Source organism: Actinomadura madurae (assembly GCF_047130825.1).
GTDB classification, from domain to species: Bacteria; Actinomycetota; Actinomycetes; order Streptosporangiales; family Streptosporangiaceae; genus Spirillospora; species Spirillospora madurae.
This window is the reverse complement of the sequence record NZ_CP083237.1, coordinates 2,072,996-2,092,807: the sequence shown is the minus strand read 5'-3', so window position 1 is coordinate 2,092,807 and position 19,812 is coordinate 2,072,996. Positions and strand designations below refer to the sequence as shown.

The window sequence follows — 19,812 nt, the reverse complement described above, 5'->3', positions numbered from 1 at the left end:
GTCAGGCTCCCTTGCGGCCGTGGGCGGCGAAGACGGCGGCGAGCCCGCCGGCCAGCGCGGCGGCGGCCAGGCCCGCGTGCCGCCACATGGACGGCAGGTCGCGCGTGGTGACGACCGGGTCCGGCGGCAGCCCGTACACCTCCGGCTCGTCCAGCAGCAGGAAGAACGCGCCGTCGCCGCCGACGCCGTCGTCCGGATCGTGGCCGTAGAGGCGCGCGTCCTCGACACCGAGGTCGTGGAGCTGGTCGACGCGCATCGCGGCCCGCTCGCGCAGCTCCTCCAGCGGGCCGAACTGGATGGAGTCGGTCGGGCACGCCTTCGCGCAGGCCGGCTCCTGGCCCGCCCCGAGCCGGTCGTAGCACAGCGTGCACTTCCAGACGCGGCCGTCCTCCTCGCGCTGGTCGATCACCCCGTACGGGCAGGCGGGGACGCAGTAGCCGCAGCCGTTGCAGATGTCCTCCTGGACGACCACCGTGCCGAACTCGGTGCGGAACAGCGAGCCGGTGGGGCACACGTCCAGGCAGGCGGCGTGCGTGCAGTGCTTGCACACGTCGGACGCCATCAGCCAGCGCAGGTCGGTGCCCCCGTCACCGGGCGCGCCGGTGTGGTCCACGCCGGACTCGGCGTGCCCCATGGGCTTGTCCTGCTCGATGAACGCGACGTGCCGCCAGGTGTCGGCGCCGAGCCCCTGCGTGTTGTCGTACGACATGCCGGTGAACTCGAGGCCGTCCTCGGGAACGGCGTTCCACTCCTTGCACGCCACCTCGCACGCCTTGCATCCGATGCACACGGACGTGTCGGTGAAGAAGCCCATCCTGGGGGGAGCGTCCGGATAGCCCGCGTCGGCGGCGACGTCGGGTTCGGCTCCGGCGAGCAGGTTCCGTCCGACCAAGCTGCCCATCCCAGGACCTCCCATCCGCGGCGCCGACGCTCTCCCGCCCTTCCCGGGGACGCGCCGCCTACACCCCGTCCCGCGGGCCGGTCCCGCCGTTGACGCCCGTTTCGGCGGCTGGATAGCTTTCGGGGATGACGGTGGAAGGCGGCGGCTACGCGGGCCCTCTCGACCAGACGCTCGGCCTGCTGGTGACCGAGGCGTCCGACCGGGAGGTCGTGGCCGAGATCGAGGTCACCGCCAAGCTCATGCAGGCCTACGGGATCGTCCACGGCGGGGTCTACTGCGCGATCAACGAGACCATCTGCAGCATGGGCGCCGCCCTCACCGTGGGGCTGGACAACCAGGTCGTCGGCGTCAGCAACCACACGCGGTTCATCCGGGCCGTGCGCGGGGGCCGCCTGACGGCCCGCGCCCGCCCCGTCGACCGCGTGGACGACCACGTCACCTGGCAGGCGACGATCACCGACGACAAGGACCGCGTCGTCGCCGAGGGAACCGTCAACCTGCTGAAACTCTCCCCGAAGGACTAGGCCCCGGCACCGGGGACGACCTCTCGGCCGGCGGTGCCGTCAGGTCTCCATCGCCTTCCACTGGCGGTCGGCGACGGGGCGCCAGGCGTCGTGGCGCTCGTGGAAGAGCGCGAACGCCTGGGATCCGCTCCAGTCGTCCGGGAGGAGCTCCGCCGGGAGGCCCGGGTCGAGGAACGGGAACCGGCGCCATTCCTGGACGAGCCGGGTGTGCGCGGCGAACGTGCCGGCGTCGTCGGCGGGGCACAGCGCGCCGGCGGCGTCGAGGAAGTCCTCGTAGGCGAGCTCGATCTCGTCCAGGTCCCAGGCCTGCCGGGCCACGCGCCGCGCCTCGTCGAGGTCGCCGAGCCGCCCCACGAACAGGGTGGAGGAGCCGGCGACGCCGATCTCGGCGAGGACCTCCCGGACCTCCTGCTCGCGCTCGGGGTGCGGGCTGACCCACACGCCGGGGGAGAGGTTGCCGAGGCCGTTCCAGGCCAGCCGCGTCCGCAGCAGGTGGCGGAGGCGGCGGCTGGTCTCCGGGACGGTGGCGAGCACCACCAGCCACCGCCCGTCCCAGTCGCCGACGGGGCCGCCGAAGCCGTAGATGCGCTCGGTGCCGTCGGTGAGCAGCCGCTCGCCGGCCGGGGTGAGCCGCCAGGCGGTGCGGCGGCCGTGCCGCTCCCCGGCGAGCCAGCCCTCGCCGGCGCTGCGGGCGAGCGCCTGCCGGACGGCCTTCTCCTCCACGCCGAGCAGCCCGAGCGCCCGCAGGAACGTCGCCGTCCAGACCGGCCGGCCGCCGGGGAGCACGAACTCGCCCAGCACCGTCAGCAGCAGCGAACGCGCGCTCGCCGCGCCGAGCTCGCGCCGGCGGCGGAACCTCGGCTCGGGGCGGGCCGCGTCCTCGCCGGTTCGGGCCATGTGCTCCTCCTTCTGGGCCCTTCTGGGGCACGCCCGTCCATGGAAGCCTGTCCAGTATCGCGCGAGCCGGGCCCCGTCCCGCGCCGGTTCCGCGCGAAGGACCATCGTTCCACAAGTCTATTGACTAGCGTTTTGTGCCTGTAGAGCATTGGTGGCACGGTTCCCGGCGAGGGGAGACCCCGATGACCGCTGAGACGGCGACCGCACCGGTCCCGACCGACACCTTCAACGCGTCCGACTACCTGCTCCGCGTGTCCCGCCGCGCCGAGACCGCCGACCGGACGGCCCTGACCGGGCCGGGCGGCGACCTCACCTACGCGGAGCTGTCCGACCTGGCCGGGCACATCGCCGCCGGGCTCGAACGGTGGGACCTGCGCGCCGAGGAGCGCGTGGTCCTGTTCATGGCCGACGGCCCGTCCATGGCCGCCGCGATCCTGGGCGCGATGCGGCTCGGCGCCGTCCCCGTCCCGGTGTCGACGATGCTGACGGGCGCCGAGCTGGCCGCCCTGCTGAACGACGCGCGGGCCAGGGTCCTGCTGGTCAGCGACCGGTTCGCCGTCGCCGCGGAGTCGGCGCTCGCGCACGCACCCGGCGTCCGGCGCGTCGCGGTGGAGGGCGGCACCGGGCTCCGGGCGCCGGACGGCGTGCGGGTGAGCCCCTTCGAGGACCTGGTCGCCGCGGGCCGGGCCGCCGGCGGCGCGCCGGCCGGTCCCTACCAGACCTCCGACGACTCCAGCGCGCTGTGGCTCTACACGTCCGGGACGACGGGCAAGCCGAAGGGCGCGATGCACCGGCACGCCAACATCCGGCACGTCGTGGAGACCTACGGCCGCCAGGTCCTCGGCATCACGCCCGAGGACCGCTGCTACTCGGTCGCCAAGCTCTTCTTCGCCTACGGGATCGGCAACTCGCTGTTCTTCCCCCTCGCGGTGGGTGCCACGGCGATCCTGGACCCCGACCGCCCGACGCCCGCCTCGGTGGCCGAGCGGCTGGCCGAGTACCGGCCGACGCTCTTCTTCGCCGTCCCCACCTTCTACGCCGCGATCCTCAACGCCGAGGTGCCGGTGGAGGCGTTCGCGTCGGTCCGGCTGGCGGTCTCCGCGGGCGAGCCGCTTCCCGCCGAGCTGTGCCGCCGCTTCACCGCCAGGTACGGGGTGGAGATCATCGACGGGATCGGCTCGACCGAATGCCTGCACATCTTCCTGTCGAACCGTCCGGGCGAGGTCCGCCCGGGGACGACGGGCACCGCCGTCCCCGGCTACGAGCTGCGGGTCGTGGACGGAGCAGGGGCCGACGTGCCGCCGGGGACGCCGGGCTCGCTGCTGGTGAAGGGCGAGTCGATCGCCAGCGGCTACTGGTGCCGCACGGAGACGACGCGGCAGGTCTTCCAGGGCGAGTGGCTGCGCACCGGCGACACCTACGTGGTGGACGAGGACGGCTACTACACCTGCCTCGGCCGGACCGGCGACATGCTGAAGGCCGGCGGCATCTGGGTGTCGCCCGCCGAGGTGGAGGGGCGGCTGCTGGAGCATCCGGCGGTCGCGATGGCCGCCGTCGTCGGGCTGCCGGACGCCGACGGGCTGGACAAGCCGGTCGCCTGCGTCGTGCTGAAGGAGGGGGCGGCGGCCGAGCCCGCGGAGCTGATCGGGTTCTGCCGGGCGGGGCTCGCGTCGTTCAAGCGCCCCCGCGAGGTGCTGGTGGTGGACAAGCTCCCGACGACGCCGACCGGCAAGCTGCGCCGCTTCGCGGTCCGCGAGCTGGCCGCGACCCTGCTCGGCACACCCTGACGCGCCCCGGGTCGCCCCCGCCCGGGGCGGCTCCATGCATCGATATGCTACAAACTCCTGACGTTTAGGACGAAATTTGTGGAGCAGGGTGGAAGCAACGCGGCGGAGGGACGGCTCATGACGCACGTGGAGTTCCGGACGGAGCCGGCCGGCTACCGGCACTGGAGCCTGGACGTCGACGGCCCGGTCGCCACCCTGACCATGGCGGTGGACGAGCGGGGCGGGCTCGTGCCCGGCTACGAGCTGAAGCTGAACTCCTACGACCTCGGCGTGGACATCGAGCTTCACGACGCCGTCCAGCGGCTGCGGTTCGAGCACCCCGGGGTGCGCACGGTGGTGATCACCAGCGGCAAGGAGAAGATCTTCTGCGCGGGCGCCAACATCCGGATGCTGGCCGCGTCCCCGCACGCGTGGAAGGTGAACTTCTGCAAGTTCACCAACGAGACCCGCAACGGCATCGAGGACGCGACGGCGCACTCCGGCCAGACCTACCTGGCGGCCCTCAACGGCACCGCGTCCGGCGGCGGCTACGAGCTCGCCCTGGCCTGCGACCACATCATGCTCGTCGACGACCGCTCGTCGGCGGTGTCGCTCCCGGAGCTGCCGCTGCTCGGCGTCCTGCCCGGGACCGGCGGCCTCACCCGGGTGTCGGACAAGCGGCACGTCCGCCGCGACCGCGCCGACTACTTCTCCACCAAGGCCGAGGGGCTCGGCGGCAAGAAGGCCGTCGCGTGGGGCCTGGTGGACGAGGCCGTCCCGCGCACGGCCTGGGACGCGACGGTCGCCGAACGCGCGCGGGAGCTGGCGGAGCGCTCGTCCCGTCCGCCGGACGCGGAGGGCATCACGCTCCCGCGGCTCGGCAAGGAGCGCACGGACACGTCCATCGCCTACCGGCACGTGTCGGCGCGGCTGGACCGCGACGCGGGCGCCGCCGAGATCACGATCGCGGGCCCGGACGCCGCCCCCGGCGGCTTCCGCGACGCCGGCTTCTGGACGCTCGCCATGACCCGCGAGCTGGACGACCTGATCCTCGACCTGCGCACCAACGAGCTGGAGCTCGGTACGTGGGTGCTCCGCACGACCGGGGAGGCAAGGCACGTCCTCGCGCACGACCGGCTGCTGCTCGGCAACGCCGATGACTGGCTCGCCAACGAGATCGTGCACTACCTCAAGCGGACCCTGAAGCGCTTGGACGTCACGAGCCGCAGCCTCATCGCCCTGATCGAGCCCGGGAGCTGCTTCGCCGGCTCGCTCTTGGAGATCGCGCTGGCCGCCGATCGCACGTACCAGCTCGACGGCGTCTTCGAGGAGGTCGACCCGGACGCCGACCCCGCCACGATCACCGTCGACGCGATGAACCTCGGCCCGCTCCCGATGGGCAACGGCCTCACGCGCGTGCAGACCCGGTTCCTCGGCGACGCCGACGCCCTGGCCGCCGTCCGCGACGCCGCGGGCAAGCCCCTGGAGGCCGGCGACGCCGAGCGCCTCGGGCTGGTCACGTTCGCGCCCGACGACATCGACTGGGACGAGGAGGTCCGCATCGCGGTCGAGGAGCGGGCCAGCTTCAGCCCCGACGCCCTCACCGGGCTGGAGGCCAACTACCGCTTCCCGGGCCCGGAGACCCTGGAGACGAAGATCTTCGGCCGGCTCACCGCCTGGCAGAACTGGATCTTCACCCGCCCGAACGCGTCCGGGCCGGACGGCGCCCTCCGCCGCTACGGCACAGGCCAGCGCGCCGACTTCGACCGAAAGCGAGTCTGACCCATGGCGACCAGCGCCGACTACTCCGAGAAGATCCCGAACAACGTCGACCTCCACGAGGACCGGCGGCTGCAGCGCGCCCTGGAGTCCTGGCAGCCGAACTTCCTCACCTGGTGGGAGTCGATGGGTCCGTCGCTGCCGACGCAGGACGTGTACCTGCGGACGGCCGTGAACGTCGGCCGCGAAGGCTGGGCGCACTTCGGGCACGTCGCCATGAAGGAGTACCGGTGGGGCATCTTCCTGGCCGAACGCGAGGGCGACCGCCGTATCGGCTTCGGTGCCCACAAGGGTGAGCCCGCGTGGCAGAAGGTGCCGGGTGAGTATCGGGCGGACTTGCAGCGTCTCATCGTGATCCAGGGCGATACCGAGCCGGCGTCGGTCGAGCAGCAGCGCAACCTGGGTGCGACCGCGCCGAGTCTGTACGACCTGCGCAACCTGTTCCAGGTGAACGTCGAGGAGGGCCGTCACCTGTGGGCGATGGTCTACCTCCTGCACGCCTACTTCGGGCGCGACGGGCGCGAGGAGGCCGAGGAGCTGCTGCACCGCAACTCCGGCAGCGAGGAGTCGCCGCGCATCCTGGGCGCCTTCAACGAGGAGACGCCCGACTGGCTGTCCTTCTTCATGTTCACCTACTTCACCGACCGCGACGGCAAATACCAGCTCGGCACGCTCAAGGAGTCGGCCTTCGACCCGCTGTCGCGGACCTGCGAGTTCATGCTGAAGGAAGAGGCCCACCACATGATGGTGGGCACGACGGGCATCGACCGGGTCGTCGAGCGGACGGTCCAGCTGATGAAGGAGCACGACACCGACGACGTCACGCCGCACGGCGCGATCGCCCTCGACGTCGTCCAGAAGTACCTGAACTTCCACTACTCCGTCTCGCTCGACCTGTTCGGCTCCGAGACGTCCAGCAACGTCGCGAACTACTACACGGCCGGGCTCAAGGGACGGTGGATGGAGGACCGCCGCAAGGACGACCACCGCCTCACCGACGACGCCATCATGGTGGACGCCCTGGTCGACGGCGCCATCGGCCGGACCGAGGTCGCCGCGCTCACCGGCCTCAACACCGACCTGCGCCGCGAGTACATCGCGGACTGCCAGAGCGGCGTCAACCGGTGGAACCGCATCCTGTCGGAGGCGGGCCTGCCGCAGCGCCTCTACCTTCCGAGCGTCGCCTTCAACCGCAAGGTGGGCGCGTTCGCCGGGATCGAGACCGCCCCGGACGGGGAGATCCTCGACGCCGGCGAGTGGGAGCGGCGCAAGGGCGCCTGGCTCCCGACGGAGGTCGACAAGACCCACGTCCGGTCGCTGATGACCCCGGTCCACGAGCGCGGCAAGATCGCCGGCTGGATCGCGCCGCCCCGCAACGGGATCAACGGACAGCCGTTCGACTACGAGTACGTGCGGCTCTAGCCAGGACGCCGGGTCAGGACGCCGGAAGTCAGGACACCCGGACCGGCAGGCTCTTCCACGCCCGCAGCGTGTTGTTGTGGTGGCGCACCGGGTCGGCCGCGAGTTCGAGGCGTTCCACGCGCCGGGCGAGGGCCGTCAACAGCGCCTCGGACTCCAGGCGCGCCACGTGCTGGCCGGCGCACTGGTGGACGCCCATCCCGAACCCGACGTGGCCGGACGGGTCGCGGGACAGGTCGAACGCGTCGGGATCGTCCCAGCGGCGGGGGTCGCGGTTCGCGGCGCCGAGGAACATGAGGATCTTCCGGCCGTCCGGGACCGCGGTCCCCGCGATCTCCCGGTCGCCGACGGCGGTGCGGAAGAACGTCTGGACGGGCGACTGCCACCGGACCGCCTCGTCGAACGCCGTCCGGGCCAGGGCGGGGTTCTCCCGCAGCCGCCGCCACTGGTCCGGGTTCACCGCGAAGGCGTAGAGGACGGCGCCGAGCCCGTGCACGGTCGTGTCGACGCCCGCCGACAGCAGCGACCGGACGACGAGCGGCGCCTGCTCGCGGGTGATGTCGCCCCGGTCGGCGGCGGCCCAGATCTGCGCTCCGAACCCGTCCGGCGCGAGCCGCTCCCGCGCGCACTGGGCGTTGACCCAGGCCGACAGCTCGGCCACGCGCGGCTGCCCCTTCTCGACCAGGTCGTTCACCGGCCCGAACGCGTTGAACAGGTGGTCGCCGTAGGGGAGGAGGTTCTCGCGGCCTTCGGGGCCGAGGCCGACCGCGTCCGGGAACACGCGCAGCGGGAAGGCCTCGGCGAGCGCCGCGACGGCGTCGAACTCCCCGCCGCCGACGACCTCGTCGACCAGCCGTTCGGCGTCCGCGAACCACGCCTCGCGCAGGCGCCGCAGAGCCCGCGGACCCAGGACCTTGGACAGGACGGCCCGGGGCGCGTCGTGCCGAGGAGGGTCGGCCTCCAGAAGCAGGCTCGGAGGCCGCCAGGGCTTCTCGTGCCGGAAGTTGCTGAGCCCGACGCCCGCGGCCGACTGGAACCCCTGCCAGTCGGTCAGCGCGGCGTGGACCTGCTCGTACCGGGCCAGCGCGAAGACGTCGTACCTGGTCAGGTACGTCACGGGCCCGGCGTCGCGGAGCCGGGCGTGGAGGGGGAGCGGGTCTTCGAGGGCCTCGTGCCCGAACGGGTCGGCGTCGATGGCGGGCGGAGCCTGGACGGCGGTCATCTCGGGTGTCCCTTCAGAGGTCCAGTACGAGCCGGTCGGAACGGGAGCGCGACACGCACACGAACATGCAGTCGCCGGCCTCCCGCTCGCCGTCGTCGAGGATCGAGTCGCGGTGGTCGGGCTCGCCCTCGAGGACGGGCGTCTCGCACGTCCCGCAGAGCCCCTGCCTGCAGGACGACAGGACGCTCACGCCCGCGCCGCCGGCCGCGTCCAGCACCGACTGCCCCGGCCGGACGGTCAGGGAGGCGCCGGACCGGGCCAGACGCAGCTCGAACGGCTCGTCCCGGACGGCCCCGAAGTCACGGGCCACGAACCGCTCGGTGCGCAGCAGCCCCCGCGGCCAGGCGGAGCAGCGCGTCTCCACCGCTTCGAGCAGCGGGGCGGGGCCGCAGCAGTAGACCTTCGTGTCCGGGTCGGGCGGGCCCAGCCATGCCGCGAGATCGAGCAGCCCCTCCCGGTCCTGCGGGACGGCGGTGACCTTGTCGCCAAAGGCCTCCAGCTCGTCGAGGAAGGCCATCGACGCGAGCGAGCGCCCGCCGTAGAGCAACCGCCACCCGGCTCCGAGCATCTCGGCCTGCCGCACCATCGGCAGCAGCGGCGTGATCCCGATGCCGCCCGCGATGAACAGGTACCGCTCGGACGGGACGAGCCGGAAGTTGTTCCGCGGACCGCCGATCGAGACGCGGTCGCCTGCCCGCAGCTCGTCGTGCACGAACGCCGACCCGCCGCGGCCCCCCTGCTCCCGCAGCACACCGACCCGGTACGTGCGGGCGTCCCAGCGGTCGCCGCACAGGGAGTACTGCCGCGTCATGCCGTTCGGCAGCACGAGGTCGATGTGCGCACCGGGCGTCCAGTCGGGCAGGCGCCGGCCGTCCGGGTGGACGAGCGCCAGCGTCACCACGCCGTCGGCCACGGGCGTCTTCGCCGCCACGCACAGTTCGATCGCGGTGTCCACCACGGTCACTCCTCAGAATCCGAAGGGGTGACCACGAGGATCATCTGCGGACGCGCAGAGCGACCATGGCTTTCTCATCCAATGAGAGGCAGAGCGCGACGGCGACCGCCCTCACACACCGCCCAGCGACCTGGACACGCCTCGGGCGGCGGCCTTCAGCGCCGGGATCTGCGCCCGCGCGTTGCGGTCGTTCGGGACCACCACCGACAACGCGGCGACGACCTTCCCGCCCGCCCCGCGAACGGGCACGGCGATCCCCGTCGCACGCTCGTCGATGAACCCCGGACAGAAGGCGACCCCGCTCCGCCGCACGTCGGCGACCATCGCGCGCAGCCCCCGCTCGTCGACCACGGTCGCCTCGGTGTAGGCCACCCGGTCATGGCCCAGGACGTCCTCCAGCGACCCGGACGGCGCATGAGCGAGCAGCACCAGTCCGCTGGACGAGGCGTGCAGCGGCAGCCGTCCCGCGATGCGCGTCAGGTTGATCACCGAGTTCGGCATCGAGAGCCGCTCCACGAAGAGCACCTCGCGCCCGTCCAGCACGCCGAGCTGCGTGTGGTGCCCGATGACCGCGTGCAGATCCTCCATGAACGGCATCGCGGCCTCCCGCAGCCCGAGCGTCGGCGCGGCCCGCGACGCCAGCTCCCAGAGCCGCATCCCGACCCGCACGCGCCGCTGCTCGTCCCGCGCGAGGAGGCCGTGCTCGACGAGCTGCGCGACCAGCCGCGACGCCGTCGCCACGTGCAGCCCCGTCCGCCGGGCGATCTCCGAGACCGACAGCGCCGGATGGTCGGGATCGAACGCCTCGAAGATCAGCACCGCCCGGGTCAGCACGGACTCGCGAGTCATGTCCCCATTCTCCGCCCCCGGTCACGGGGCCCAGGGCGGGCGGATCTCGTCGGCGGTGGAGCGCAGGATCGCGATCGCGCGCCGGGTCGCCGTCTCGAAGGCCGCGGGGAAGCTTCCGGTCGCCGTTCCGACCGGCGTGAGCGAGGCCGCCAGGTCGTCCAGCTCGCGGACGATCTCCTGCCGCCGATGCGCCTCGCCTGGAGTGAGACCGGTACGGGCGCGCATCCGCTCCTCCAGATCGGCGACCACGTCCTCGTTCAGGATCCACTGGCGGTGGACCCGGGCGTACACGTCCGGATCCGGCGCGTGCGCCGTCTCCAGGAGCCGTCCGGCGACCTCCTTCCGCTCGCCGCCGGGCAGCCCGGCCAGCCGGGCGCGGAGCACGCGCGCGAACCGCTCGACCTGCTCAGGGTGGTCGGGAAGCGGCACGGGGGCGGGCCCGGGACGCGGGCGGTCGAGGCTCAGGCCGGGCGGAAGGGCCGGCTCCGCCGGGGCGCCTGCCGTACCGGCCGCCGGCTCCGCGCGTTGCAGCACTCCCCGCCGCGCCGCCCGCAGGCCCGCCTCGTATCCGAGCCGCCGATCCCCGTTCCCCAGAAGGGGGAGGTCGCCGATCCTGTCCGCCACCTCGTGCAGGACCCCGTCCAGGGCGAGCCGCGCGGACGGACGTGCCGGGCGTTCATCCGGTTCGGGGACGGTCTCCAACCACGACCGCAGCCGCACGGCCGCCTGGGCGGCATCGTCGCGGCCCGTGTAGGCGGCATCGACCTCCAACCATTCCGGCACCGCCTTCAGGAGCGCCTCGACCAGGTCGGCCCGCAACCGCCGGTGATCCGCCGGATGGGAGGCGGCGGTGACACCCGGGTAACGCCGGAGCACGACGTGCTCCACCGCGGTGCCGAGCGCCTGGGCACGGCGCCCGTGATCGACCCCGGCGGGTACGGGCTCCTCCGGGTCCGGGCGGCGCGCGCCGGTGTCGGGCAGCGGGCCGGTCATGGGCGGGGAGGCGCTGAGGACCCGGTCCACCAGGCCGTTCTCAAGCGCCTCCTGGGCGGTGAACCACCGCTCCCGGTTCGCGTCCGCGACGACCTGGCCGAGGGGAAGGCCGGTGTCCTCGGCGATGATCTGGAAGATCCGGTCCCCCACGGCCGCGTCGGCGTCCCCGGCCGGCCCCTTGGGCGGTATCAGCAGGATCCTGGCCTCGGGCAGGGCGGTCCGCTTTCCCGGCGTCCCGGCCGAGAGCACCACCTGCGCCATGCCGGCCGCCATGCCGAAGGCCACGGTGACGACGTCCATCCGGACGTACTTGATCACGTCGTAGAGTGCCATGCCCGGGGTGACCAGCCCGCCCGGCGAGTCGATGTAGAGGTAGACGTCCGAGGTCGGGTCGTCGGCCTCCATCTGCAGCAGGTCCGCGCAGATCCGGTTGGCCGCGGCATCGTCGATCTCGCCCTTGAGCAGCAGCACCCGGGCGTCGAAGAGCTTCGCGCGAGCGTCCTCTTCCTCGACTCCGCTCACGCCGCCCTCCCCGTCGTTCCGTGACTGATGCGTCACCGACCCTAACGATCGGCCCCCCGGCGTGCAGGCTGCTCGCGCGATCCGGCCCCGGCGACTCGCGGCTCAAGCCCCCGTGCTCGCGGCGGCCGCGGGGAAGAGTCGCAGCCATGCGGTGCCGGGCTCCGCCCCCTCGACCTCGACGCGCTCGAAGGCCGGACCGGTTCCGGCGACGGCCCGGTGCACGGGCGAGGAGACGATCAGCCCGAGGACGGCCGGGCCGGACGCCAGCCGCCGCCGCAGCACGCCCGCACCCAGCAACCGCGCGGCACGCGCGAGGACGTCCCCGGTGACTCCGTCCGGGCCCGCGAGCACCGGGCCCGTGTCGACCGCGACCCGCACCCGGAACCGCAGCTCCTCCGCCGCGGCGCGGTCGTGCCGGGCGATGCGCTCGGCGAACGCCCGGACCAGGGGGTCCGCGGGCGTGCTCGCCGGGACCCCGGGCGGGACGACGAGCAGCACCCCGTCCCCGCGGTCCTCGTGGTGGCACGCGGCCCAGGACACCCCGGAGGCGGCGAACGCCCCCTCCAGGGACCGGTACAGCACCTTCCTGATGGCGGCGCGGTCGGACTCCGTCCGGTCCGGCGACCCGAACCCCACCACGTCGGCGAACACGATCGTGCAGTCCTGCCCGGTGAGGAAGGGCGAACCCGGCGCGGCCTCCGGAACCGGCGCGCCGGAGGCGGTGAGCCGCTCCAGCCGGGCCACGTCGAGGACGTCGATCGTGGCGGCCTCGGCGCGGACGAGACCCTGGCCGCCCCACTGGGCGAGCACGCTGTCCACCGCCGCCGGCGACGACGACGTCCAGCCGGCGAGTTCCCGGCCGGTCACCGGGAGGGTCCGCCCCCGCGCCCGCGAGAGCGTGGTGAACAGCGCCGCCAGCCGCCGCTGGGTGTCGGCGAGCTCGGTGCCCGAGGTGTGGGCCGCCGCCTCGATCGCGCGGTCGTGCGCCTGCTTCTCCAGCACGGACTGCACGCCCGGGTGCCGCTCCACCACGCGCCGGAAGTCCGCCGCCTCGATCACGAGCGCCTCCACCGCGTCGAGCGCGATGACCGTGGCGGACCAGGCGTCGCCCTCGAACAGGGCCCGCTCGCCGATGAGATCGCCGGGCCCGCGGACCGCGACGATCCGCTCCTCGCCTGCCCGGTCCACGCGGACCTTCGTCCAGCCCGTGCGGATGACGACGACGTAGTCAGCCGGATACCCCTGCCGCAGGATCGGCGCGCCCGGCCCGAAGGCGCGCGGGCGCGCGGCGGCGCGGACGGCGTCCCGCTCGCCGGAGTCGAGGGCGTGCCAGAAGCTCTCCCTGAGCTTCCCGCCCCGCTCGCCCGGCCGCGCCCGCTGGGCCGCCGCCCGGGCGGAACCGGCCTGAGCACGCGCGAACTCGACCACCGGCGCGATGAACAGCGCCAGCACGCAGAGGGTCAGGGCGGCGACCACGGCCGCGGCGGGCGTCCCGGTCGCCGTCGCCGTCCAGGCCGTGCACGCCGCCCCGAGCACCGCGAACATCACCAGTCCCCAGGCCAGAGCCCGCACGGCATCCGTTCCAGAGGACGGTCGCAGCCCCGGCCCGTCCGGGGCGAAGGCGGGCGAGGCGTCGGAGAACGCCTCCAGCAGCCGCCGCGCCCGGCCGTCCCCGCCGGGCGCCGCCGGCGTGGCGGTCGCGTCCGAGAAGGCCACCAGCAACCTGCGCCAGCCGTGATCAGGACTCGGCATCGCATCCCCCATTCATCCGGCCCGGCCAGGCCCGTCGTTCTCGTCGTCCTCGTCACCGTCGGGGCCCGGCGGGAGCGCCCAGAGCGCGTACCGGCCGAGCTTGGCCATGATGGCCGGTGCGCCGGCGCCGAACGCGAAGGCCAGCCACGGCGCGTCGATCAGGTCGCTCGCCGCCGCGGCCGAGGTCACCATCGCGGCGAGCATGCAGTGCAGCGCGCAGGCGAACAGGTAGTACCGGCCGCCAGGCCCCTTGGGATACCGCCACGGCGGCCCCTTGACGCGCCGGTTCGCCTCCAGGAAGGCGAGCGTGCGGTTGGCCGCGGCCCCCATCAGCCCCCACACGACGAACTGCCACATGCTCCGAAGGTAAGAGCCCGGACGCGGGAGGAACGTGCCGTACTGCACAAACCCGAGCGAACTCCCCGGATTCAGCGGGCGAGGTGGCGGGAGATGACCAGGCGCTGGATCTGGTTGGTGCCCTCGAAGATCTGCATCACCTTGGCCTCGCGCATGAAGCGCTCGACCGGGAAGTCGCGGGTGTAGCCGGCGCCGCCCAGGACCTGGACGGCGTCCGTGGTCACCTTCATGGCGTTGTCGGTGGCGATGAGCTTGGCGATGGACGCCTCGCGGGCGTAGGGGCGGCCGGCGTCCTTCAGGCGGGCGGCGGACAGGTAGGTGGCGCGCGACGACTCGATCGCCGCGGCCATGTCGGCGAGGACGAAGGCGAGGCCCTGGTGGTCGATGATCGCCTTGCCGAACGTCTCGCGCTCCTTGGCGTAGGCGACGGCGTGGTCGAGGGCGCCCTGGGCCAGGCCGGTGGCGACGGCGGCGATGCCGAGGCGGCCGGCGTCGAGGCCGGCGAGCGCGATGGACAGGCCCTGGCCCTCGTCGCCGATCAGGTGGTCGGCGGGGACGCGGGCGTCCACCAGACGGACGGTCGCGGTGGTGGAGCCCATCAGGCCCATCTTGTCCTCGGGCTCGTCGAACTCCAGGCCGGGGGTGCCGGTGGGGACGTGGAAGCAGGAGATCCCGCGGGTCTTCTCGTCGGAGGTGCGCGCCATGACCGTGTAGAAGTCGGCCTTGCCGCCGTGGGTCGTCCACGCCTTGGCGCCGTTGAGGACGTAGGAGTCGCCGTCGCGGACCGCCTTGGCGCGCATCGCGGCCGGGTCGGAGCCGGCGTGGGCCTCCGACAGGCAGTACGCGCCCAGCCGCTCCCCGGAGAGCATGTCCGGGAGCCACCGCGCGCGCTGCTCGTCGGTGCCGTAGGCGAAGAGGGGGAAGCACGAGAGCGCGTGGACGCTGACGCCGACGCCGACGCTCGCCCAGACCGCGCCGATCTCCTCCAGGACCTGGAGGTAGATCTCGTACGGCTGGTCGCCGCCGCCGAACTTCTCCGGGTACGGCAGCGCCAGCAGGCCCGCCCGGCCGAGCGTCCTGAACACCTCGCGCGGGAACGTCCCGGTGCGCTCGGCGCCGGTGACGCGCGGCAGCAGCTCCTTGAGCGCGATGTCGCGGGTGAGCGCGAGCAGGTCCGCGGACTCGGGGTTCGGCAGGTGCCGGGTGGCGGGCATGGGCGGGCTCCTTTCGGCAGGCAAACAGTACCAAACGCAGTACTGGCGAACCCATTTTGGTACTGTCATGGCCATGACCTCGGTGGACGAGCGGGCGACGCGGGCCTCGCGGCGGCGGGAGGCCCTGGTCGACCGGCTGATGGAGGTGTTCCTCGACCGCGGGTTCGCCGAGCTGGGCGTCGCCGACCTGGCCGCCGTCCTGCGCTGCTCCAAGAGCACCCTGTACTCGGTCGCCGCCAGCCGGGAGCAGATCATCGTGGCCGTCGTGCGGGCGTTCTTCCGGCGGGCGACCGAACGCGTGGAGGCCGTGCTCGACGCCAGCGCCGACCCGCGCGAACGGGTCGGCGCCTACCTGCGGGCCATCTCCGACGAGCTGGCCCCGGCGTCGCCGGCCTTCTTCGCCGACCTCGACGCGTTCGCCCCCGCGCGGGAGATCTACAAGCGCAACACCCGGTTCGCGGTCCGGCGCGTGCAGGGCCTGGTGAGGGAGGCGTCGCCGGATTCGGACGCGGCCTTCGTCGGCGCCGTCGCCGGGCAGGTGATGGAGTCCATCCACCGCGGCGAGATCAAGGCGCAGACCGGCCTGGACGACTCGGCCGCCTACGCCGCGCTGGCCTCCCTCATCGTCGCCAGGATGGAGGCCTGACTCAGTTCTGCGACGACTGGAGGGCGTGCTCCACCAGCGCCACCAGCACGCCGCGCGCCACCTCGCGGCTGCGCACGTCGCACATCATCACCGGGACCTCCGGGTCGACGTCGAGCGCGGTGCGGATCTCCTCCACGGTGTAGCGGCGGGCGCCGTCGAACCGGTTGGCGGCGATGACGAACGGGATCCGCCGCTGCTCGAAGAAGTCGATGGCCGCGAAGCTCGTGGTGAGCCGGCGCGTGTCGACCAGCACGATGGCGCCGACCGCGCCGTAGGCGATCTGGTCCCACATGAACCAGAACCGCTCCTGGCCGGGCGTCCCGAACAGGTACAGCCGGACGCCGCCGGAGAACGTCAGCCGGCCGAAGTCCATCGCGACGGTCGTGGTGGTCTTGCCCTCCACGCCGCCGAGGTCGTCCACCCCGATGGACGCGTCGGTGAGGTCCTCCTCGGTGCGCAGCGGCCGGACCTCGCTCACCGCGCCGACGAGCGTCGTCTTGCCGACGCCGAACCCGCCGGCGACGAGGACCTTGAGGGTGTGCAGGGGGACGTCGTCGTCGCGGCCGTAGGGGGCGGCGTACGAGGCGCGCGGGTCAGAGGCGGCGGAGTTCATCGAGCACTCTCATCAGGATGCGGGGGTCGGGGCGTTCGGCGGGCGCGGCCTGCGGCATCTCCTCGATCAGGCCGTACCGGTGCAGGTCCTCCAGCAGGATCTGCACGACCCGGAACGGCAGGTCGGTCTCCGAGGCGAGGTCGGCGGGCGTGGAGGGCCGCCGGCACAGGTCCAGCAGCAGCCGCTGCTCGCGCGCCAGCCGGACCCGGTCGCCCGGGGTCCGGCCGGTCGCGACGAGGATGGTCACCAGGTCGATCAGCGGCCCCCGCGGGCGGGTGCGCCCGCGGGTCACCGCGTACGGCCGGACGACCGGGCCGGCGTCGCGCCCGACCCAGCGTTCTCTCGGGCTCTCCACGGGGGCCCCTAGCCGGAGGCGCCCGAGCGCACCGGCGGGTCCTGCGGCCCGGCCGCGGTGCGCGGCCGGGCGGACAGCGTGCGCCGCACCCTCTTGATCAGCATGGTCGTCTCGTAGGCGACCAGCCCGGCGTTGCCGCCCGCGTCGCTGAGGACGGCGAGGCAGCTGCCGTTGCCCGCGGGCATGACGAAGAACAGCAGGCCGTCCAGCTCCACGACGGTCTGCCGCACCTGCTCGGCCTGGAAGTGCTCGCGGGCGCCGTTGGCGAGGCTGTGGAACCCCGACGACAGCGCCGCGAGGAACTCGGCGTCCTTGCGGGTGACGTCCCCGGAGGCGCCCATGACCAGCCCGTCCCGGGAGAGCAGGACGGCTTGGCGGACCTCCCCGACCCGCTGCACCAGATCGTCGAGCAGCCAGTCGAGCTCGCCTGAGGCCTGGCCCTGCCCTGTCATACGTCCCCCCGTTCATCGCGTGGATCAAGATCGCCCGGTTCGTCGTCGGTGACCCTGCCGCGCAGCCATCCCGACTGTAGCGAGGCCATCAGGTCGCGGCTGAGCTCCGGGCTCGGCTCGTCGAAGTCGTCGAGGTCGTCGTCCGCGGCGGGTTCGGGGTGCCGTGCCGTCGCCCGCGCGCGCAGCTGGGGCGCCATGTGGCGCTGCCGGACGCGGCGCGGGAGTCGGCCGGTGATCTCGCTGTCCTCCGCGACGGCCTCCGGTTCGCCGCCGGGCGGCGGCGGCCCCTGGACGACCCTGCCGTGCAGCGCGGGGCGGACTGGCCGGTCGAGCCGGGCCGGGGGCGCCGCCGCGGAGGCGGCCGGCCCGACCGGCCGCGGCCGCGCGGGTCCGAGGCCCCGCGCCATGTGCCACTCGTCGTCCAGGACGACCAGGGCGTGCGGGATGAGGACGATCGCGGTCGTCCCCCCGTACGCCGACGGCTGCAGCGACACCTGGATGCGGTGCCGGGCGGCGAGCCGCGCGACGACGAACAGCCCGAGCCGCTCGGTGTCGGCGAGGTCGAACTCGACGGCGCTGGCGAGCCGCCGGTTCAGCTCCTCCAGCTCGTCGGGCTCCAGGCCGACGCCCCGGTCCACCACCTCGACGGCCAGCCCGTTGGCGACCGTCTCGACCTTGACGGTGACCTCGGTGGCCGGCGGCGAGAACGCCGCGGCGTTCTCGATCAGCTCGGCGAGCAGGTGGATGACGTCGGCGACCACGTCGCCGGTGACCGCGGTCGACGACGCGCCGGTCACCTCGACCCGGGTGTAGTCCTCGACCTCGGCGATCGCGGCGCGCACCACGTCCTCGGCGGCGACCGGATGGTCCCACGCGCGGACGGTCGGCGATCCGGAGAGGATCACCAGGCCCTCGGCGTGCCGGCGCATGCGGGTGGTGAGGTGGTCGAGGCGGAACAGGTCGTCCAGCTCCTCGGGGCTGGACGCGCGCCGCTCCATCTGGTCCAGGAGCCGCAGCTGCCGGTGCAGCAGCGACTGGCTGCGCCAGGACAGGTTGATGAAGACCCGGTTGATGCCGGCGCGCAGCTCCGCCTCGCCCACCGCGGTGCTGACGGCCGTCCGCTGGACGGCGTCGAACGCGGCGGCGACGAGGGTGATCTCCGTGGTCCGGCCGGGTTCCGGGGGCGGTGCCTCGGCATCGACGTCTACCTTCTCGCCCCGCCGGAGCCGCGCCACCACGGCGGGCAGCCGCTCGTGCGCGAGCCGCTGGGCGGACGCCTGCAGGTCGCGCAGCTCCTGCGCGAGCCGCCGCGCGAACAGCAGCGACACCGCCAGCGATCCGGCCACCACCAGCAGGCCGACGACGCAGGTCAGGAAGAACCGCAGCATGATCAGCCGGCGGGCGGGCTCGACGAGCTCGTCGTTCTGCACGTCGCCGGCCCGGACGGCGGCCCGCTGCCACCGCGGCGCGAGCTCCTGGACGGCCGCCTGCCACTGCCGGGCGCCGGGGATCAGGCCCTGCTCGATGATCTGCGCCTCCAGCAGGCTGAAGCTGCCGAACGCGCTGGAGTCGGCCAGGCCCTCGACGATCGTGGAGATCTTGCCGCCGGCCTCGCTGCGGGCCAGCTGGAGGAACTCGTCGCGGTTGCCCGCCCAGCGCGCGAACGCCATCCGCTCGGTGGCGTTCAGCCGCTTCTTGCCGGCCACCGACAGCAGCGCGTCCTCGCGGAGCATGAAGTCGCGGGCCCAGGAGAAGTGCAGGTTGGCGGCGCTCTGCCGGTAGATCTCGACGTCGTCGACGCCGACGAAGGCCATCAGGACCCGGAACGAGTTGTCGGTGAGGCCGCTGTAGGCGTCGATGGCCTGCACCGTGCCGGCCGCTCCCTCGCCGATCTGCGTCCGGAGCGGGCGCAGCTCGTCGTACCTGCGGTCGAGCGCCTCCAGCCGGTTCCACATCTCCTCGCTCGCGGCGCTCCTGGACCGGGACGACAGGGCCGACGTGCGGAAGGCGGCCACGGCCCCGTCCGTCTGCTGGGCGATGCCCTGATAGGTCCGCACGGTCCCGGCGTTCCGGTTCGTCAGCACGGCGACGGCGGCGGCGCGCTCGCGCTGCATCATCTCCATGACCGCCCCGGCCGGAAGCCCGACGTCCTTGTACAGCCGGGTGAAGTCCGACCGCTGCAGCGCGGCGGTCAGCGTCGTGCCCGCCGCGAACGCCCACAGCGCCACCAGCGCGACGAGCGGGACGGCGAGGAGCATCGCGATCCGCCGCCCGACCGGCCGCGCGCGCGGCCGTTCACGGGAGCCCTGCCCCTGCTCGGGCTTCGTCACCTGCCCACACTCCTGATCTCCTCGGCCGTGGTCGTGCCGGCCACGTTCGGCGGGACCGGAGCATACTTAGTCTGATTTGCCGTCGACCAGGGGCCTCACCTGCGCCTTCGCGGGCCCTCGCGCATGCGGCGCGTGAGGTGGCGGCGCCGGGCCGTGATCGGCGGCGTTCCGGGCGGTTCCGCCGCCGCGCCGGGTCGCGGTGCGCGGCACATGGCCGCCGGTCTCCTCGTCGCCGCAGGTCAGGAACTCGGTCGAGGGGAAGATGA

The 19,812-nt window shown here is 73.5% G+C and carries 18 protein-coding genes; 5 read left to right on the top strand and 13 right to left on the bottom strand.

The features are described from left to right. Position 1: 1 nt before the first annotated feature. Positions 2-814 (bottom strand): 4Fe-4S dicluster domain-containing protein, encoded by an 813-nt coding sequence (locus K8Z49_RS09760; protein ID WP_244938615.1) that lies wholly within the window; start codon positions 812-814, stop codon positions 2-4. A gap of 212 nt (positions 815-1,026) precedes the next feature. Here K8Z49_RS09760 and K8Z49_RS09755 point away from each other — a divergent pair, with 212 nt between their 5' ends. Continuing rightward, positions 1,027-1,425, top strand: a complete 399-nt coding sequence (locus K8Z49_RS09755; RefSeq protein ID WP_021596249.1) for a PaaI family thioesterase — start codon at positions 1,027-1,029, stop codon at positions 1,423-1,425. Between the two features lie 39 nt (positions 1,426-1,464). Here the strand turns inward: K8Z49_RS09755 and K8Z49_RS09750 are convergent, their stop codons facing one another. Then, positions 1,465-2,322, bottom strand: a complete 858-nt coding sequence (locus K8Z49_RS09750) for a PaaX family transcriptional regulator C-terminal domain-containing protein (protein ID WP_021596250.1) — start codon at positions 2,320-2,322, stop codon at positions 1,465-1,467. A gap of 182 nt (positions 2,323-2,504) precedes the next feature. Here K8Z49_RS09750 and K8Z49_RS09745 point away from each other — a divergent pair, with 182 nt between their 5' ends. The 3 genes from K8Z49_RS09745 (at position 2,505) to boxB (ending at position 7,289) form a co-directional block, all read left to right on the top strand. Continuing rightward, entirely contained in the window at positions 2,505-4,109 is a 1,605-nt protein-coding gene (locus K8Z49_RS09745) for a benzoate-CoA ligase family protein (protein ID WP_412518283.1), read from the top strand. 117 nt (positions 4,110-4,226) lie between these two features. Beyond that, a complete protein-coding gene (boxC, locus tag K8Z49_RS09740) occupies positions 4,227-5,870 on the top strand; it encodes a 2,3-epoxybenzoyl-CoA dihydrolase (protein WP_412518281.1) in 1,644 nt (547 codons plus the stop codon). 3 nt (positions 5,871-5,873) lie between these two features. Next, positions 5,874-7,289 (top strand): benzoyl-CoA 2,3-epoxidase subunit BoxB, encoded by a 1,416-nt coding sequence (gene boxB, locus K8Z49_RS09735; protein WP_075021991.1) that lies wholly within the window; start codon positions 5,874-5,876, stop codon positions 7,287-7,289. Positions 7,290-7,317: 28 nt separating this feature from the next. On the opposite strand, the gene K8Z49_RS09730 is transcribed toward boxB, so the two are convergent. From K8Z49_RS09730 to K8Z49_RS09700, 7 genes are all read right to left on the bottom strand, one after another. Then, complete coding sequence (locus K8Z49_RS09730) at positions 7,318-8,508, bottom strand: cytochrome P450 (protein ID WP_021596254.1); 1,191 nt, start codon at positions 8,506-8,508, stop codon at positions 7,318-7,320. 13 nt (positions 8,509-8,521) lie between these two features. Continuing rightward, positions 8,522-9,463 (bottom strand): PDR/VanB family oxidoreductase, encoded by a 942-nt coding sequence (locus tag K8Z49_RS09725; RefSeq protein WP_244938601.1) that lies wholly within the window; start codon positions 9,461-9,463, stop codon positions 8,522-8,524. Between the two features lie 111 nt (positions 9,464-9,574). Next, positions 9,575-10,312 (bottom strand): IclR family transcriptional regulator, encoded by a 738-nt coding sequence (locus K8Z49_RS09720; RefSeq protein ID WP_021596256.1) that lies wholly within the window; start codon positions 10,310-10,312, stop codon positions 9,575-9,577. A 21-nt stretch (positions 10,313-10,333) separates the two neighbouring features. After that, the gene (locus tag K8Z49_RS09715) at positions 10,334-11,827 is read right to left on the bottom strand and encodes a ClpP family protease (protein ID WP_412518277.1); all 1,494 of its coding nucleotides are present in this window, start codon (positions 11,825-11,827) and stop codon (positions 10,334-10,336) included. A 102-nt stretch (positions 11,828-11,929) separates the two neighbouring features. Then, on the bottom strand, positions 11,930-13,579 hold the full coding sequence (locus tag K8Z49_RS09710; RefSeq protein ID WP_412518275.1) for a cyclic nucleotide-binding domain-containing protein: 1,650 nt from the start codon (positions 13,577-13,579) through the stop codon (positions 11,930-11,932). Positions 13,580-13,591: 12 nt separating this feature from the next. After that, entirely contained in the window at positions 13,592-13,936 is a 345-nt protein-coding gene (locus K8Z49_RS09705) for a hypothetical protein (protein ID WP_021596259.1), read from the bottom strand. Positions 13,937-14,007: 71 nt separating this feature from the next. Next, positions 14,008-15,150: an acyl-CoA dehydrogenase family protein gene (locus K8Z49_RS09700; RefSeq protein ID WP_412518273.1), complete on the bottom strand. Its 1,143-nt coding sequence runs from the start codon at positions 15,148-15,150 to the stop codon at positions 14,008-14,010. A 73-nt stretch (positions 15,151-15,223) separates the two neighbouring features. Between K8Z49_RS09700 and K8Z49_RS09695 the strand changes: the two genes are divergently transcribed. Continuing rightward, complete coding sequence (locus K8Z49_RS09695; protein WP_024936433.1) at positions 15,224-15,796, top strand: TetR/AcrR family transcriptional regulator; 573 nt, start codon at positions 15,224-15,226, stop codon at positions 15,794-15,796. 1 nt (position 15,797) lies between these two features. Here the strand turns inward: K8Z49_RS09695 and K8Z49_RS09690 are convergent, their stop codons facing one another. From K8Z49_RS09690 to K8Z49_RS09675, 4 genes are read right to left on the bottom strand one after another with little or no spacing between them, the layout of a single operon-like run. Beyond that, positions 15,798-16,409, bottom strand: a complete 612-nt coding sequence (locus K8Z49_RS09690; RefSeq protein WP_021596262.1) for a GTP-binding protein — start codon at positions 16,407-16,409, stop codon at positions 15,798-15,800. Continuing rightward, complete coding sequence (locus K8Z49_RS09685) at positions 16,390-16,764, bottom strand: DUF742 domain-containing protein (protein WP_021596263.1); 375 nt, start codon at positions 16,762-16,764, stop codon at positions 16,390-16,392. The genes K8Z49_RS09690 and K8Z49_RS09685 overlap by 20 nt, the downstream gene beginning before the upstream one ends. Positions 16,765-16,772: 8 nt before the next feature. Then, complete coding sequence (locus K8Z49_RS09680) at positions 16,773-17,216, bottom strand: roadblock/LC7 domain-containing protein (protein WP_024936434.1); 444 nt, start codon at positions 17,214-17,216, stop codon at positions 16,773-16,775. Continuing rightward, positions 17,213-19,546: a nitrate- and nitrite sensing domain-containing protein gene (locus K8Z49_RS09675; RefSeq protein WP_412518269.1), complete on the bottom strand. Its 2,334-nt coding sequence runs from the start codon at positions 19,544-19,546 to the stop codon at positions 17,213-17,215. Before K8Z49_RS09675 ends, K8Z49_RS09680 begins: the two co-directional genes overlap by 4 nt. Positions 19,547-19,812 lie beyond the last annotated feature (266 nt).